The 15,185-nt window shown below is 65.3% G+C and carries 18 protein-coding genes and 3 tRNA genes; 4 read left to right on the top strand and 17 right to left on the bottom strand.

Annotation, left to right across the window (positions count from 1 at the left end; translation table 11 throughout):
- Positions 1-6 precede the first annotated feature (6 nt).
- A complete protein-coding gene (locus tag AB0F91_RS28870; RefSeq protein ID WP_360602377.1) occupies positions 7-594 on the bottom strand; it encodes a hypothetical protein in 588 nt (195 codons plus the stop codon).
- Between the two features lie 154 nt (positions 595-748).
- Between AB0F91_RS28870 and AB0F91_RS28865 the strand changes: the two genes are divergently transcribed.
- Both AB0F91_RS28865 and AB0F91_RS28860 read left to right on the top strand, forming a co-directional pair.
- Complete coding sequence (locus AB0F91_RS28865) at positions 749-1,537, top strand: rhomboid-like protein (RefSeq protein ID WP_360602375.1); 789 nt, start codon at positions 749-751, stop codon at positions 1,535-1,537.
- 94 nt (positions 1,538-1,631) lie between these two features.
- Positions 1,632-3,959, top strand: coding sequence for an EAL domain-containing protein (locus AB0F91_RS28860; RefSeq protein ID WP_360602373.1), 2,328 nt, complete (start codon positions 1,632-1,634; stop codon positions 3,957-3,959).
- Here the strand turns inward: AB0F91_RS28860 and AB0F91_RS28855 are convergent.
- From AB0F91_RS28855 to AB0F91_RS28830, 6 genes are all read right to left on the bottom strand, one after another.
- Positions 3,953-4,201, bottom strand: coding sequence for a hypothetical protein (locus AB0F91_RS28855; protein ID WP_360602372.1), 249 nt, complete (start codon positions 4,199-4,201; stop codon positions 3,953-3,955). The two genes, AB0F91_RS28860 and AB0F91_RS28855, sit on opposite strands and share 7 nt — an antisense overlap.
- Positions 4,202-4,216: 15 nt before the next feature.
- Positions 4,217-4,609: an arylamine N-acetyltransferase gene (locus AB0F91_RS28850; RefSeq protein WP_360602370.1), complete on the bottom strand. Its 393-nt coding sequence runs from the start codon at positions 4,607-4,609 to the stop codon at positions 4,217-4,219.
- A gap of 119 nt (positions 4,610-4,728) precedes the next feature.
- Positions 4,729-5,073, bottom strand: coding sequence for a YciI family protein (locus tag AB0F91_RS28845; protein WP_360602367.1), 345 nt, complete (start codon positions 5,071-5,073; stop codon positions 4,729-4,731).
- A gap of 221 nt (positions 5,074-5,294) precedes the next feature.
- Entirely contained in the window at positions 5,295-5,426 is a 132-nt protein-coding gene (locus AB0F91_RS28840; RefSeq protein WP_360602365.1) for a hypothetical protein, read from the bottom strand.
- Positions 5,372-5,539 (bottom strand): hypothetical protein, encoded by a 168-nt coding sequence (locus tag AB0F91_RS28835; protein ID WP_360602432.1) that lies wholly within the window; start codon positions 5,537-5,539, stop codon positions 5,372-5,374. The genes AB0F91_RS28840 and AB0F91_RS28835 overlap by 55 nt, the downstream gene beginning before the upstream one ends.
- 256 nt (positions 5,540-5,795) lie before the next feature.
- Complete coding sequence (locus AB0F91_RS28830; protein ID WP_360602363.1) at positions 5,796-6,251, bottom strand: hypothetical protein; 456 nt, start codon at positions 6,249-6,251, stop codon at positions 5,796-5,798.
- Positions 6,252-6,488: 237 nt separating this feature from the next.
- On the opposite strand from AB0F91_RS28830, the gene AB0F91_RS28825 reads away from it, so the two are divergent.
- A complete protein-coding gene (locus AB0F91_RS28825) occupies positions 6,489-7,016 on the top strand; it encodes a hypothetical protein (protein ID WP_360602361.1) in 528 nt (175 codons plus the stop codon).
- Between the two features lie 305 nt (positions 7,017-7,321).
- On the opposite strand, the gene fxsT is transcribed toward AB0F91_RS28825, so the two are convergent.
- The 3 genes from fxsT to AB0F91_RS28810 form a co-directional block, all read right to left on the bottom strand.
- The gene (gene fxsT, locus AB0F91_RS28820) at positions 7,322-9,901 is read right to left on the bottom strand and encodes an FxSxx-COOH system tetratricopeptide repeat protein (RefSeq protein WP_360602359.1); all 2,580 of its coding nucleotides are present in this window, start codon (positions 9,899-9,901) and stop codon (positions 7,322-7,324) included.
- Positions 9,902-10,002: 101 nt separating this feature from the next.
- Positions 10,003-10,413: a hypothetical protein gene (locus AB0F91_RS28815; protein WP_360602357.1), complete on the bottom strand. Its 411-nt coding sequence runs from the start codon at positions 10,411-10,413 to the stop codon at positions 10,003-10,005.
- Positions 10,414-10,645: 232 nt separating this feature from the next.
- The gene (locus AB0F91_RS28810) at positions 10,646-11,197 is read right to left on the bottom strand and encodes a site-specific integrase (protein WP_360602355.1); all 552 of its coding nucleotides are present in this window, start codon (positions 11,195-11,197) and stop codon (positions 10,646-10,648) included.
- Here AB0F91_RS28810 and AB0F91_RS28805 point away from each other — a divergent pair.
- Positions 11,117-11,692, top strand: coding sequence for a UTRA domain-containing protein (locus tag AB0F91_RS28805; protein ID WP_360602353.1), 576 nt, complete (start codon positions 11,117-11,119; stop codon positions 11,690-11,692). The genes AB0F91_RS28810 and AB0F91_RS28805 overlap by 81 nt on opposite strands.
- A gap of 60 nt (positions 11,693-11,752) precedes the next feature.
- On the opposite strand, the gene AB0F91_RS28800 is transcribed toward AB0F91_RS28805, so the two are convergent.
- The 7 genes from AB0F91_RS28800 to AB0F91_RS28770 all read right to left on the bottom strand — a co-directional run bounded on the left by AB0F91_RS28800 (position 11,753) and on the right by AB0F91_RS28770 (position 15,164).
- Entirely contained in the window at positions 11,753-12,136 is a 384-nt protein-coding gene (locus AB0F91_RS28800; protein WP_360602351.1) for an SCO5389 family protein, read from the bottom strand.
- A 131-nt stretch (positions 12,137-12,267) separates the two neighbouring features.
- Positions 12,268-13,254: a hypothetical protein gene (locus tag AB0F91_RS28795; RefSeq protein WP_360602350.1), complete on the bottom strand. Its 987-nt coding sequence runs from the start codon at positions 13,252-13,254 to the stop codon at positions 12,268-12,270.
- A 182-nt stretch (positions 13,255-13,436) separates the two neighbouring features.
- Positions 13,437-13,931 (bottom strand): hypothetical protein, encoded by a 495-nt coding sequence (locus AB0F91_RS28790; protein WP_360602348.1) that lies wholly within the window; start codon positions 13,929-13,931, stop codon positions 13,437-13,439.
- A 392-nt stretch (positions 13,932-14,323) separates the two neighbouring features.
- A tRNA-Phe gene (locus tag AB0F91_RS28785) sits at positions 14,324-14,397 on the bottom strand.
- 31 nt (positions 14,398-14,428) lie between these two features.
- A tRNA-Asp gene (locus AB0F91_RS28780) sits at positions 14,429-14,502 on the bottom strand.
- A gap of 14 nt (positions 14,503-14,516) precedes the next feature.
- Positions 14,517-14,589 (bottom strand) — tRNA-Glu (locus AB0F91_RS28775).
- 320 nt (positions 14,590-14,909) lie between these two features.
- A complete protein-coding gene (locus tag AB0F91_RS28770) occupies positions 14,910-15,164 on the bottom strand; it encodes a hypothetical protein (RefSeq protein ID WP_360602346.1) in 255 nt (84 codons plus the stop codon).
- Positions 15,165-15,185 lie beyond the last annotated feature (21 nt).

The following is a 15,185-nucleotide window of genomic DNA, read 5'->3' as shown; positions in this document are numbered from 1 at the left end:
TCGAACTCAGATGCAGAGGATACCCAGCACACACGGCCGGTTGGGCTTCGTCGTGCTCGACGGAGGCGGAGGCGGAGGCGGCGGCTGGTCGTCCGACGAGGCACCACCCGAGCCGGGCTGCGTCCCGGTGGTCGAGGTCGGCGAGTCGGAGTCGCTGGTCGCGGTGCTGGAGTCGCTGCTCGACGTCGTACCGGGCTCGCCGCCGCCGCGCGGGTTGAGCGGGTCGATGATCGACGTGATCTTCGGGGCACTGGCCTCGGTGGTCTCGTCGTCGCTCGACGAGCCAGAGTCCTGGCCCTCGCCGGACCCCGCGATCGTGGCCGGCGGCGGGTTCGACTCGGAGACGCCACCGGCACCGTCGGTACGGTCGGGCATCTCGATGACCTTCATCTCGGTGAGGCCCGTGGCCTCGTCGTTCGCCGTGGTGCCGAACGACACCAGGATCGCCGCGGCGCCACACCCGACGACCACGGCCACCATCACGGCGACCATGCGCCAGCGCGAGCGTGAAGGCGGTGGCAGACGTTCGCCCCATCCTTCGCGCACGAGTAGCTCGGCGACCGAAACCTCTTCGTCCACCAGCGGGCCTTTCACCAGGGGTGGTCCATTCTTACCGCACCGGGCCACCGAACGGGTGAATAATGACAGAAAGTTCTACGCAGTGTGCGTCACACTAGCGGGTGAGAATCACAGCGCTTTCACAGCTGCCCTTAGCGAAACTCCCAGGATGCCCGGAGAGCCTGGAGTAATGCTGCTGCGAGCCCGACAGCCGGTCACCCTCCGAGACTGGTGGACCCACCGGCTCGTCGGTGAGGCCGCGCCCACCCGGGTGACGCTGACCTGGCGCGCAGTCGTCCGCAGCTGTGCGCGGACGCTGCCGGCCCCGCGGTCCACACCGTTCACGTTCGGTTACCTGATTGTCCTGCTCGGCACCACGCTCGTGCTGCGCTTCGCCGACCCGGTCGTCACGGCGAAGCTGCTGCAGCTCTCGAGCACCGACGCCCACAACCTCTGGCGCCGCCCGCTCGTCTCCCTGCTCAGCAGCGCGCTGTGGCTCGAAGACGGCGGCTGGCTCGCCTACGCGCTCATCTTCACCATCGCGCTCGCCCCGCTCGAACGCCGGTTCGGACCAGGCCGCACGGCGATCGTGTTCTTCAGCGGCCACGTGCTGGCCACACTCGCCACCGAAGTGCCCGTGATGCTGCTGATCAGCGGCGGCGTGCTGCCGACGACCGCGAGCCGCTGGCTCGACATCGGCGTGAGCTACGGCTTCTTCACCACGGCGGGCGCGCTCGTGTTCCTGCTGCGCGGCCGGCTGCGCATCACCGCGCTGGTGGTGATGGAGCTGTTCATCGCCGTGGTCTGGCTGTCCGATTCGCCCGGCAGCCTCGATTCCGTCGTCACCGTGCTCGGCCACGCGTGCGCGGCGCACTTCGGCCTCTTCTACTGGGGTCCGCGGCTTCGCGCCCGGCGTGAACCGGCGTCTGATGGGTGCGACACGAGGGAATTCGCGGAGCCGGGGCCCGACGGCACGTGATATACGAAGGTTCCCGGCGCATATACACGACAGACAGATCCCTTGGTGGTGTAATCGACGGGCCACACGCCGACACAGGGGGACCGGACGCACTATGGAGGCCGACGCCCTAGCCAAGGCGCAGCTCGCGGAGCTGGTCGAACGCTATCGGCGGCTCGTGGAGCTGAGCGCCGACGCCACCTGCGTGCACGAAAGCGGCGTGATCACCTACGCCAACCCCGCGGCGCTCGATCTCTTCGGCGCGCAGTCGCCTGCCGAGGTCGTGGGCCGGCCGGTCACCGACTTCGTGCCGGCCGACCGGGGTCGCGTCGAAGAGCCCGTGGGCGAACCGGTCGAAACGGTCGTGAAACGGGTGGACGGCAGTACGTTCGCCGTCGAGACGGTGTCGCTGCGCACTGGCGACGAGGCCACGTCGGCGATCCAGGTCGTGATCCACGATGTCACCGGCCGCCGGGCCGCGGCCGCGCAGGCTGCACTGGTGTCACAGGTGAGCGACGCGATCGTGGCGGTGACCGCGGACGGCATCGTCACCAGCTGGAACCCCGCTGCCGAGACCGTGTACGGGTGGACCGCCGGGGAAGCCGTCGGCCGCCCGGTGCGCGAGGTGCTCGGCGCAGATCCCGACCCCGCGGCGATCCAGCTCGCGGGAGGCGTGGTGCAGCAAACGCACCACCATCGCGAAGGGGCTCCGCTCTCGATCCGCGTTTCCGCAGCTGAGATGAATGACGGCCACGTGCTCGTGTGCGCTGACGAAACCGCGCGCCGCCGAGCGGAGCAGCATTACCGCACGGTGGTCGCCGCGCTCGACGAAGGCGTGCTGGTCGTGGGCCCGAAAGGCCTGATCGAGTCGGTGAATCCCGCCGCGAGTCGCATCCTGGGCGTGCCGGCCGACGAGCTGATCGGGGTGCCGTGCTCATCGCTCGTGCTCTTCGACGAGTCCGGGCAGCGGCTGGCCGAGGACGAGCTGCCGTCGATCTCCACGCGCCGCACCGGGATCACGCACAACGGCCTCGTGCTGCGCCTGCGCCGCGCCGACGGCCGCGACGTGTGGGTGGCGCTGACGTCGCGGCTGCTCGACCCGGACGACCCGGCCGGCGTCTCCGTGGTCACGTCGTTCACCGACATCACGGAGTGGCGCGCGATCAGCGCCCGCCTGGCCCACGACGCGACCCATGACCCGTTGACGCGCCTGGCCAACCGCACGCTCGTGCTCGACCGGCTCGATCGCCGCGACCGCGTCAGTCCCACCACGGTGCTGTTCCTCGACCTCGACAAGTTCAAGATCATCAACGATTCCCTCGGCCACTCCGTCGGCGACCAAGTGCTGCGGATCGTCGGCGAACGCCTGCGCGGCGCCACGGCCGCGGTCGACGTGGTTGGGCGCTTCGGAGGTGACGAGTTCGTGATCGTCACGGCCGGGGCGACGGGCGATGCCGAGGTGCGCTCGCTCGCGGCGCACCTGCGTTCGGTGCTGGCGGAGCCCATTTCCGTGCACGGGCGCGAGCTCCACGTCGACGCGAGCATCGGCATCGTCCTCGTCGCGGCGGGCGACCAGCGCAGCGCCGAAGACCTGCTGCGCGACGCGGATGTCGCGATGTACCAAGCGAAAGCGCTCGGCCGCGGTCGGTTCGAGTTCTTCGACGTCGCCCTGCGCGAGCGCATGCAACGGCGGCTGCGCATGGAGCAGGACCTGCGCGACGCCGTCCGCAGTGGACAGCTGTGGCCCGCGTACCAGCCGGTGGTCGACCTCCACACCGGCGAGATGGTGGGCGTGGAAGCGCTGCTGCGCTGGACTCATCCCGGCCACGGCGCGATCTCGCCGGCGGAGTTCATCCCGCTGGCCGAGGAGAGCGAGCTGATCAACGAGATCGGCAAGTTCGTGCTGCGCGACACCACGCGTGAGGTGGCTTCGCTGCGCGCGTCACGCGGTCTGGACCTGTCGTTGAAAGTCAATTTGTCCGTGCGCCAGCTGGATGACCCGCAGCTGGTGCCGGCGGTGCGCGACGCCCTGGCGACAACGGGCCTGCCGCCCTCCGCGCTGTGCCTGGAGGTGACGGAGAGCGCGTTGATGCGCGACGAGGTCGCCGCCGCGGAAGTGCTGGCAGCACTGCGTTCCCTCGGCGTGCTCCTCGCGATCGACGACTTCGGCACGGGCTACTCTTCGTTGGCACAGCTGCGCCGCCTGACGCTGGACACGCTGAAGATCGACCGCTCGTTCATCACCGGCATCGCCGACTCCCGCGACGCCGCGGCGATCGTCGCGAGCATCATCGCGATGGCCCACGCGGTCGGGCTGACCGTGGTGGCCGAGGGCGTGGAGACGGCCGAGGAGCTGGCGCTGCTGCGTCAGCTCGGCTGCGACCAGGCCCAGGGCTACCACCTGGGCCGGCCGCTGCCTGCCGCGGAGTTGTTCGCTCAGTAGAGCTTCAGCAGTGCGTCGAGTTCTTCGTCGGTGAGCACGATGTCCAAGTCTGCCACCGTCTTCTCCAGCTCCTCGGGCGCGATCGTCCTCGTCACGTCCGCCACACCGGGCCGGGATTCGGTGAGCTCCCGCCCGATCATGCGGCGCAGCCGGCCTTCCCACAGGACCATGTGGACCAGCCGCCCGAAGAACACCGACTTCGGGTGGGTGGAGACGTAGTGGTGGTAGACCTCGTAGTCCACGGGCCGGCTGTGGACCTAAGGGAGGAGCTCGTGCAGGTCCTCCCAAATGAGGCGGTGCGGCCACCCGCCCTGGTCCACGACCGCGCCGTTCTCGAACGGCATCGGCACGAGCATCCCGGACCCGAACTCGGCGTCGACGAGGTACGGCGTGTTTTCCACGGTGATGATCAACGTCATGTGCGGGTACGGCCCGCCCCGATCGGGCTGCACCCGCGAGACCGTCCGCTGCACGTCGTAGCCGAGCCGATCCGCGACGGCCGCGAAGAGGCCGGCCTGCTCGTAGCAGTACCCACCTCTTCGTCGCGTGATCAGCTTCTCGCCGACCACATCCAGCCCGATCCCCCGATGCCGCCCGAGCACGACGTCCACGTTCTCGAACGGAATCGTCTCGACGTGCGCCCGCGTCAACTCCCGCAGCGCTTCGGCTGACGGTGGTCGGCGCGTGCGCCCGACCCGCTCAGAGATACGCGTCGATGTTCCACTTCCCGGTCATGGTGACCAGGCTGCGACCTCGACCGCTGTGCACGTCAAGCCTCGTGCACCACCGGCCGCACCTCGACCGCGGTGTGCTTGGCGTCCGGGATCTGCGCGGCGAGCTCGATCGCCCGGGTCTTCGTGGGGACGTCGACGACGTAGTAGCCGCAGAAGAAGGTCTCGCTGCCGTTGAGGAGGCCGGTTTCTTCTTGGGCCTTGCCGTCACGGACCCGCACGGTGGTGCTCTCCCCCGGCTCGGCCAGCGCCTTCGTGCCGACGATCTCGGCGGCGTTGTTCTTCATGAAGGCGTCGTGGCCGTCATACACGTCCTGCTTCGCGCTGTCGGGGAGGGTCTCCCAGAGAGCGGAGGTCATGTTGAGGGTGAGGAGGTATTTCATGAGTGAGCTCCTTCGGTCCGGTGTCGGTTTCACCGGGTGGTCGGAGCCGGGCTGGTGGTCCGGACATGGCTGCGCGAAGTTTTTCCCGGGTCTTCAGGCACGCCTGATCACCACGTCGCGCTCGTCCTCGATCCCCGCGCCCGCAGCACGGGGTCCGTCCAGTTTCTTCACGTGCGCCTCTTGCGGATGGCTTCGCACCAGCGCCTCGCTTTCCGCTGCGGTCAGCCCGGCCCCGGTGGCCCATCGGCCTCGACCAGCACGAGCCGCCCGCCGGGGCTCAGCCGCCCTGCCCACCGCTTCACCGCGGCGGCGGGGCCGGACATCGCCCACAGCACGTGCCGGCTGAGGACCACGTCGTACGCGCCCGCCGGCCGGCCCGCCGCGTCTCCATGGCGAAACTCGACACGACCTCAGCCGCCGCGGCCTTGTCCTCGGCGAGCGCCAGCATCCGTCGGAACAGATCCACCCCACCCACCTCGTCGCCGGCTTCGGCCAACAGCACGGCGAGACTTCCCGTCCCAACAATCGAGATCGACCACGGACGCCGGTGCCTTCGGCGGCAGCGACAGCAGAAGCTTCCGCCACACCGCCCGCACGCCGGGATCGCGCAGGCCGTGGTCGGATTGGTCGTCGACCTCCGCGGCGTGCGCGTCCCAGAGGTCTTGCGTCACCTGCCGCCTGCTGCCGGCCGTGTTCGACGCGGAGAAGCTGCGTCGAACGCGCTACACCTTGCGAGGCTCTCTGAGCCAGGCTTCAAAGAAGGCGCGCTGCTCGTCAACCGTCGCCAACAGAGCGACCGGCGCATCGGCCAACGTGTCGACAAGGTCGCTGACGCTCGCCTTCCGCCCCGGGCGCAAGAGGTAAGTGCGGAAGCCGCCGCCCATATCGCGCGCCATCCCGCTCGGATATGCGTCGCGCCGAGCCCCCTGCACCGCGATCGCCCACCCCTCAGGCTCCAGTTGACGCCGCAACCGCACGAGGGCTTCGAACATGTCCGGCCCAGCCGCGGCGTAGGGACCCCCGTGCTCGTCCAGCCAGGGGAGCAACTCAAGACGATAGGTCGTCCCCGGGCCGCCGCGGCCATCCGTCCAGACACGCAACCTCGTCCGGTGCTGCCGGTCGTCCAGCGCCACCACCACATCCTGATCAAAGTGAGGCTCCGGCCTGGCATCCGCCATTGCTTCGTCCTCAGGCCCAGTCAAATGCGAGGCCATCGGAGTGGCCGCATAGTTTTTCACGCACAGCGAGTGAGTCCCGCGAAGAAGTCACTCCGAGTGATCACAAGTGGATCTCCGGCAGCGGGAATTCGGGGAAAGTCCGGCAGGATTCGGTGCCTGAGTTTGTCTCGAAGATTCATCGCCGTCGCGTTTGTGGCGGCGGCTGCCGCCGGATGTTCGAACGGTGGGAGCGGAGTGGTGACGGCGCCGTCTTCCCACAGCCCGGCGCCCACCACGAGCGCCACGACGAGTGCTCCTTCCCCGACGCCGTTCGTGCCGGCGGTGTCGCCGGCCAAGGTGACTGCGGCGTGTCCGTATCTGGGCCCGCAGGAGATCGCGAAGGCGATCGAAGACCCGAACATCTACGACAGCAAGGAAATATCCCCGAGATCAGCCGGGCACGGGCTCACCGCCTACGGCTGCGACTACCACCGCGCCGACGACCCCGGTTCTCATCTGGCACAACTTGCAGTTCTCCCCACGCCGGTGAAGCTTCCGCAGGCGAAAGCGCTGGAAACGGCCACCGAGGTCTGCGCCGACAAACCGCAGTCGCTCACCGAAACCGCGGTCTACTGCCTCAGCAAAGACAACGGCACCGCGATCGTGGTCGCCGCGCTGAGCCACGGTGCGACTCGCATCGCCATCTTCGAACTGGCCGACCCCGTCAACGACAGCTACCACGACGGCTACGTGACCCTGGCGAAAACCCTCGCCGACCGGTTGTGACCACCACAACGCCGGGGGCCGAACCGAAACGCTGCAAGTAGCACGATCATCGGGGATATCGCGTCCCGCCGAGGCCACACCAGCAGCTTCCACCGCGACATCCCCGCGATCGTCGACCCAGCGTTGGTGACGCCCGCCGACCTCGGCCCTGGAACACAAGAAAGCCGCCTTGACCTGAGTCAAGACGGCTTCTTCGAGCGGTGGCCAGGGCCGGGGTCGAACCGGCGACCTTCCGCTTTTCAGGCGCAGACGTTTCCGCAGGTCACTGGGGTTGCACTGCCGCCACGTGCAACCTCCGTGCAACATCACGCCAGGTGCCTCGATTTGAGTGCAGGTGGCGACGGGGCGGTACGCGGATCAGCCTTCAGGACTGCCTCTAGGTTTTTGCGGACGTCAGTTGTAGTGGGATGGCCTGACCCCAGCACTCGCGAGCAGTCTGCATCGACAGACTTCAGCAATGCAATCGCCCGCTTTCGGTCGCCGATTGTTGCATACGCGGTGGCGAGGTTATTTTGTGTAGTCAAGGTACGGACATGGGTTGCCCCGAGTAACCGTGCACAGTCTGCCACGATGGCTTCTGAAAGCGTGACACCCCGCTTCAAGTCGCCCATCGAGGCACAGGCTGCAACAAGGCCACTTCGGGCGTAAACCGTTTCAGGATGAACTAAACCCAGAACAGAGCCGATCTTCTTACTAATTGATTCATAGAGCTGGATTGCTCGTTCTAAATTGCCCTTTTCTTTATAGGCGTCAGCCAGGCTCACCTGCGACCTAAGTGCGTCCAGATGATCGTCACCTAAAACTCTGACATGTTCTGCAGCGGCGGACTCGTACCAACGAATAGCCTGCGCCAGATTGCCCGCACTACGGTAAGTGTTCGCAATACTTACCCGCGCATTGAGAGCATCGGGATGGTCAGCTCCCAGCGTCTCGATGTAACGACTAAGAACGGACTTGTGCAGACGGATCGCCCGCATAAAGTCGCCTTCTAACCTGAAAGTATTCGCCAAGTTGTGCTGCGAGCCAAGCGTGTCCCTATGGTCCGGGCCCAACACCCTGATTCGGTCAGAGACAATTGGAATATAGAGTGCCTTCGCCTTCTCTGCATCGCCAATTCCCAGGTATCCGTGCGCCAGATTGTGCCGCGAGTTAAGAGTGGCCGGATGGTCAGCGCCTAGCACTCTAGTTCGATCGGCCACCACAGACGCATGCAATTCGATTGCACGCGAAAAATCCCTAGCGTCACGGTAGGCATTCGCGAGATTATTCCTCGCTACCAATGTGTCTGGGTGATCGAGTCCCCATAGTCGTTCGCGGTCAGCAACGGCGGCCTCCAGGAGCGGTATCGCGCGCTCAAGATCCCCCGCTGATTTGTAGGCGTTGGCCAGGTTGTTCCGTAATACCTGTGTGCTCCTGTCGTCAGACCCATACTCGATAAGAGTCTTGGCAAGAGTCGATTCGATCAACGGGATCGCCCGATCAAGGTCGCCCGCCGCCAAATAAGCATTAGCCAAATTTGTGAATGCGCCCAGCGTTGTCGATTGATCTGAGTCATGACGACGCTCAGATCCTTGAGCGGCGCGGGTGAGGTAGGCGATGGCGGAGGCCGTATCGCCCTGACTGTCGAGATAGACCCCCATTTTGATCAGGAGAACGCTCATGTCCTCTGTGTCGACGTCGGGGGCGGTGCGGTCGAACAAGGCACGGGCATGGGGCTGGATCGCCCGATAGCCTGGCCAAGAAGATGGAGTGCGGTGATCAAGTTCGTCAACGGCGTCGTTGAGAGCAGTGGTAGCAACGACGCAGGCGGCGGCAATGTCTTCAGGGTGCCGATGGGGGTCAGCATCATCAGGGGTGCGAGTCACAGCCTGCACCAGGCGATGTACGCCGATCGTGTCGGCGGTGAGGTTGATCATGCTGTAGGCAGCCAATCTGCCAACAGCGTCCAGCAGGTCAGGCTCAGTGAAGATGTCGTCCAGGAGCCCACGCGGGATCTCGTCGGATGCGTACCACGCTAGGACCCGAAGTAGTTGTCCTGCTGAGGGAGTGCTGACCAGGTGATCTAGGGTGACTCGCCAGACCCGGCCTATCGTTCGTTGCGCGTCGCCGCCCTCGGCGGTCGCGGTGAACATCCGCGCCGGCAACTGTGCCAGAAGGTCAAGATAGCGAGCCGGGGTGATTCGCGTCTGTGCGATGTAGGCGGCAGCTTGCTCTACCGCCAATGGCAACCACCCCAGCTCCGCGCACAGCCGCTCCCCCTCGGCCAGATTCGCTTCGGGCCATTCGACCTGAACGATTCGCTCAAGTAGACCGAGAGCCTCGCCTGGAGCCAACACATCGAGTGGAACCGCTGTCAGGTCTCGCCAGCCGGTGCTCTGTCGACTGGTGATGATGATGGTGCCGGAGCGCACTCGTTCCAGCAGAGGGGCAGCGTGGGTGGGAGCGGTGAGATTGTCCAGTACCAACAGCCACTTGTCGTGTGTGGCCAGCCACCGCACCCCCAGGGCAATGCGCTCTTCTACCGGAAGGTCTATGACGGCAGGCAAGAGAGCCACTGCAAGTTCGGCCAAACCGCCGTCGATGGCAGCCGGGGAGTCCGCAGTAACCCACCATCGAAACTCGAACCGAGCAGCGTTGAGGTGGGCGAACTGGGCCGCGAGCGTGCTCTTACCCACCCCACCCAGACCGTGAACCGCGACCACCGCTGCCCGCCCGGAAACGCTCAAAGCCTTCTCAAGCTGCTCCAACTCGCCGGATCGCCCCACGAACAGCCCCGTCTCGGGAGGGAGCTGAGATAGACCCGGCAGCGCGGGCACTGTCTCCATCGCGGGCAATGGGGCTCGCAACACATTGTTGTACTGGGTGTTGTAGTCGCCTACTTGCACACCTTGGCTACTGCGAATCTCGTATGCAGGCGGCACCGAACCCGAAGACCGGGATGGGTCGGATTGCGGGGAGACTGGGCCTGTAGGCATCGGCAGCCAACTTAGCTGAAGGTGTTGGTCTGCGTGTTGTGGTCACCCACCTGTACGCCTTTGTTGCCGTGCAGCATCACCTGGTACTTGCCTGCTTTGCTTCCATCGGGGTCGGTCAGCTGCAGAACCTTGAGTGCCGCCGCAACCAGCTCCTCATTCGCCCCGGCCCCCGCTGCGGTTAGTGCAGCGGTGAGCTCCCGCCGATGCGCGGCACCACTCTCGTCGTCAATCGTTGCGACCGCGTCAGACTCAATCATCTGCACAACCGCAGACTGCACCGGCTCCGTGCGGCGCAGCGCCCGCAGGGTCAACGTCTTCACCCCCGCGTAGACGTCCTTCACCGCCGTCGACGCTGTCTCCTTCGCCCCCGCCGCAGCACCGGCGGCCAACGCCGCCATTATCAGCTCCACCGACTCGATCACGCTGAACCCCTCGTCTAGCCCGGACCGTTGACTACCAGTATCGGCCATGCCGAGCCGGCTGCTACAACCTCCGCCGCATCAGGTGCACCACCAGCTCGCTCTCCTGCCGCGGCACTCGCGCTGCCAACTACCACGAAACGATGTCCTCCAAGCCCGGTGCGACAAGCTGATCTCGCAGCGGGCGCTAGGAAAGATCATCCACGAGGATGACGACCGGATCGTCGTCGTCCTCTCAGTGCTTAACGACGATCGACCTGGGCAGCTTGGCGGCATCCCCACGTGCGGCGAGTTTGCTCAGTTCGTCGGCCACCTCCCGGTCCCTCCCTTCGACCGCGTGGAGGTACCGCAGCGAGGCAGCGGCCGACGCGTGCCCGAGCCGCTTCTTCAAGTCGGCCAACGTCGCGCCCGCACTCGCCGCGAGGGTCTGCCCGGTGTGCCGCAGGTCGTGAAAGCTGATCCCGATGCCGGCCTTCACCCGAGCCCGGACGAACGCCTGGTAGACCGCGTTGCCGTTCATCGGCCGGCCATCCTTGCCGACGAAGAATCGCTCACGACCGGCCCAATCCTTCATGTGCTCCCGGAGGTACGGCATGACGTGCGGGGGAACCGACACCGGCCGACGACCCGCATCCGTCTTGGGGTCCTTGTCGTACTTCTTTGGGCTCTCCAGAAGCTCCACGCGGTTCTTCCGCACCCATACGACGTGATCGGCCAGGTCGACATCCTCCGTTCGCAGCCCACACACTTCCCCGCGCCGAAGACCGCACCAGGCCGCCAGGAGCACGGCCGCCCGGTATCGCGGAGTGATCGCCTCGACGACCTCCGCGACCTGCTTGGGCGTGGCGATCCCCCGTTCCTTCGCCTTGTCCGAGCCCGCACCGGGGATCTGACACGGGTTGACCGCGATCGCCCCGTCACGCTTCGCCGAGTTCACTACGCGAACGACGAGCCGATGATGCTCACGCACTCGTACGAGCCGATGGAGATCACCAAGGGCACGGTGATCGAGCGCCCAGAGGAAGGCGTGATGATGACGGCCGGCCTGGTCGACAGGTTCACTGCGATCGACATGCGTCCGACCCGAGTCGTCGAGCGCCTTCGGTCTCGAATGCCACGGCCGTCGGAGACCGAAGCGCTACAGCTTCGCAAGGGCACGCCGGTGGTGATCATCGTGCGGACCACGTACTCGAATGAGACGCCCGTCGAAACCGCCGACATATTGTTGGACGCACATAGGTTCGAGCTTGAATACGTGCTCAGGGTAGACCCATTGCAATAAGAGCATGGAAACGCGAAAGCGCCCGCCGCGATGGTTCCGCGACGGGCGCTTGTCGTATGCCTAGCAGTTGATGAGTTCAGGTTTCTGGTTGAGGATCTGCGCACGCGGCGAGACGAACTCCTCGTACTCCTTGACCGCCGACGGGGCGAAGAGGCCCGTCTTGCAGCAGTTCTGGAAAGCCAGCCGGACGCCGTACTTCCGCTCAACGGCCCCGCGCATCGAGTCGCTGGCAGCGAAGCGCAGCAGCTCACCCCACGCCTTATCGTCCGGCGGCACAGCCCCGTCTTCGGCGGCCGTCACCCCGCTCTCGTACTGCTTGACCAGGCGCTCGACCACCGACCAGGCGTAGGGGAGGGAGCTCTGAACGCAGGCCAGGAATTCGTCATCGGTCATGGCTCCCGCCTGAGCCTTCCTGACCAATTCTTCCGGGACCGTCAACGACATCGCGGCACTTCCTCTCAGCGTCAACACTGCCGCAGCCCAGTTAACGCTCAAAATTAGGTTCGCGCGACCGCCCGAACGTGTGACGCCAGGACACCTGGATACTCAGCCCTTCCAGGGGCCCAAGAGGCAACCTATGCGCCGTTTGCGATCCTTTCGAGCTCCAGAGCCGCCTTATAAGCCCCCACCAGGTCCTCACGGGAAACCCGTTTCCCGTGAGCAATGTTATTTCTCACAGACCTTACAATATCGAATTCGTCCTTAAATAGCATCTCAAACCTTCGTCGTTTCTGACTTTCACTGTCGCTTCCCGCCTTAGCGGAGCGCGGACCCATGAACCTCGACAGCGCCTCCCACTCATCTATGAGTGCCAGAGCAACTGCTTCATAGGGAGCGTCGTCCGCGTTTTCCTTGGTGACATCGGCGGAGGGCAGAACAACACGGGGAGAACCTTGAGAGCCATCTCCGCGATCTCTTTTCACTTGTCTTCCAGGACTTCGTTCGTCACCTTCGAAAACAGGCGCGGCAGGATGCCCTGAAACCTGGTCATCATGAAGCTTTTCTCGGATAGCTTCAGGCAGTTTTGACGCAGGTTCGGATGGATAGAAATGATTATGATTTTCGACTTGCTGGCTTGAGACTTGGTTGATCTGCGTTGAGAGCTGAAACTCCAGAGCCTCTTGACGTGCTCGCAAGGCATCTCCCTCAGCTTTAGCAGCCTTGATCTCGCGCTTCATGCTGATCACGTTGAAGATGTTCAACTCGGTAAAGTCAGGCGCAAGAAGCAGTGCCACCACAACAAGAACTGGGAGCAGGTCTTGCGGCGTCCAAGGATTACAATTTGATGCCGCAACAAAATTAGAGCCACCGTTTACCGATCGACAGATGGTCAACGGCTGCCACCAGTAACTGGCAATTGTCACGACGACAGACGCAAGAGTCAAAATTCCGGCTATTACACGGCGCGTAGTCGGCAGCCAGCCGGATGAGCTGTCATTCTCACCTGCAGAGTCTCGCGATTCACCAGTGGAGTCCTCAGTCTCTACCTCTGGCTTGGTCTCGACTTCCTTAGAGGCGTCCTTCGAAGGCTTCGCGTCCTCCGGGCCAACTGCTGCCGTCATGCGCTAAAGATCGTTCGCAACGCTGTCGCGTGTTACATCACTGCCGAATTTGGCTCTATGGGATCAAGAGCGGCGCGCAAGCGCGCCACCGGGGACCGCTCGGCCTGCCGCTCCGCTCCGGCCGGCGGCCCCGGCCCGCGTCGCGACACCCTGACCATCAACGCCATTCGGCATCCGCTCCATCAGGGATGGCCCGGCGGCTCCCGGTCGGCCATGAGAACGACACGGTCCGCGCTGGGATCGAACCCAAGGACCGGGTGCCCCGAGTCGCCTTCCGCCCTCAGCAGCACCGGCTTCCCGAGCCTCTTGCCAATCGCGCGAAGAAGATCGCACAAAACGTCCACACCGTGCTGGCCCTGCAACTCCCGCAAGTCGATGTCGAAGTCGATCTCACTCGGCGAGTACAGCCGGAAGATCGCCAACACACCCGCAGAGAGCCACACCCGCAGCTCTGCCAGTTCGGCCTCAGCGGGACGCCCCAACGCTTCGACCGCTGTCGGCAACGCCGTGACCACGTCGCCCACCCGGTACTCCCACGCCCACTCGCGCGAACGCACGAGATCAAACACGGCCTGCCAGTCCTCGGCCGACGCACCGACCACCGACACATCGGGAAGAGCACCCATCAAGTGGGGATCAAAAAGACTTCTAACCTCGTCCCACAGCAGATCCGGCATCGCCTCATCCTGCCGGTCTGGCGCCTTCCTCCCCACCCGGGGCTCCGCCCCGAACCCCGGCACCGCTTCAGAGATCAAGGGGAACACCTCCGGTGACCACCTCACGGCGCGCCCGAGGGCTCCCAGACCGCGCACCGCCGATCAAGGGCGCTACGCGGCCTCCGGCAAACCCTTGACCGGCGCCGCCCGGTCTGGCAGGGACGAACCCGCGCCGCGAGGAGATCACCTCTCCAGGGGGTTAAACATGAGAACGTGTCCGAGGGGCCGTGCAACCCACGTGCAACTAGCGACGGCCAACGGCGGTCAACCAAGGTCAACAACGGCCACGGCCAAGATCAGCTCGGGACACAAGAAAGCCGCCTTGACCTGGGTCAAGACGGCTTCTTCGAGCGTGGCCAGGGCCGGGGTCGAACCGGCGACCTTCCGCTTTTCAGGCGGACGCTCGTACCAACTGAGCTACCTGGCCGGGAACGCCGGCTAGGAGCCGAACGATCTTGCGACCCTGACGGGACTCGAACCCGCGACCTTCGCCGTGACAGGGCGACGCGCTAACCAACTGCGCCACAGGGCCTTACTGGTACTGCGTACTCCCAACGGGATTCGAACCCGCGTTGCCGCCTTGAAAGGGCGGAGTCCTAGGCCACTGAACGATGGGAGCCCAGCCGGTTTCGGCGAACCGACCGACCGCGCTCTCAGGTTCCCCCGGGAGCGATTACAAGCATAGGGCACGCCCCCACCGCCTTACACCGGGGGGTGACTAACTCTCCGGCAACCTCGTGACCTGCAAGAACAGCGCCCCTACGCGCTGACGAGGCGATCGACGCGGCCGTCGGCGCCGCGGGGCGTCGATCAAGCCCCGAAGCAAGCGAAGCGATCAACCTGGACCAGGACACCAAGACACCTCGAGAACCGTCAACAAGTCACACGACAGCCCGCACCGACCCGCCGAGCGACGCCAACCACAACCGGCGGCGGACCTCAGCGCTGAACCGGCGCCTGTCCACCCTCGTCGAGATCGAGGCCCAACATCTCCAACAGCTGGGCGCAGTCCTCGACCCCCAGTGCGCCGTTGGCCACGGCCAGGCGGGCGCGCCGCACTTGGTCGTCGGAGACGCGTTGGCCGTCGGTGGCCCCGCGTTGTGCCGGCACGCCGCCGCCGGTCAGCGACGTGCTTCCGCCATCGGCACCTTCGTACCGAAGGAGGAACTGTCGAACTTCCACAGACCCGCTCATGGCCCCTCCGCCCGGTTCTGA

Origin of the sequence: Amycolatopsis sp. NPDC023774 (genome assembly GCF_040639695.1) — a bacterium.
Lineage (GTDB): Bacteria > Actinomycetota > Actinomycetes > Mycobacteriales > Pseudonocardiaceae > Amycolatopsis.
This window is presented reverse-complemented; position numbering and strand designations above follow the sequence as displayed.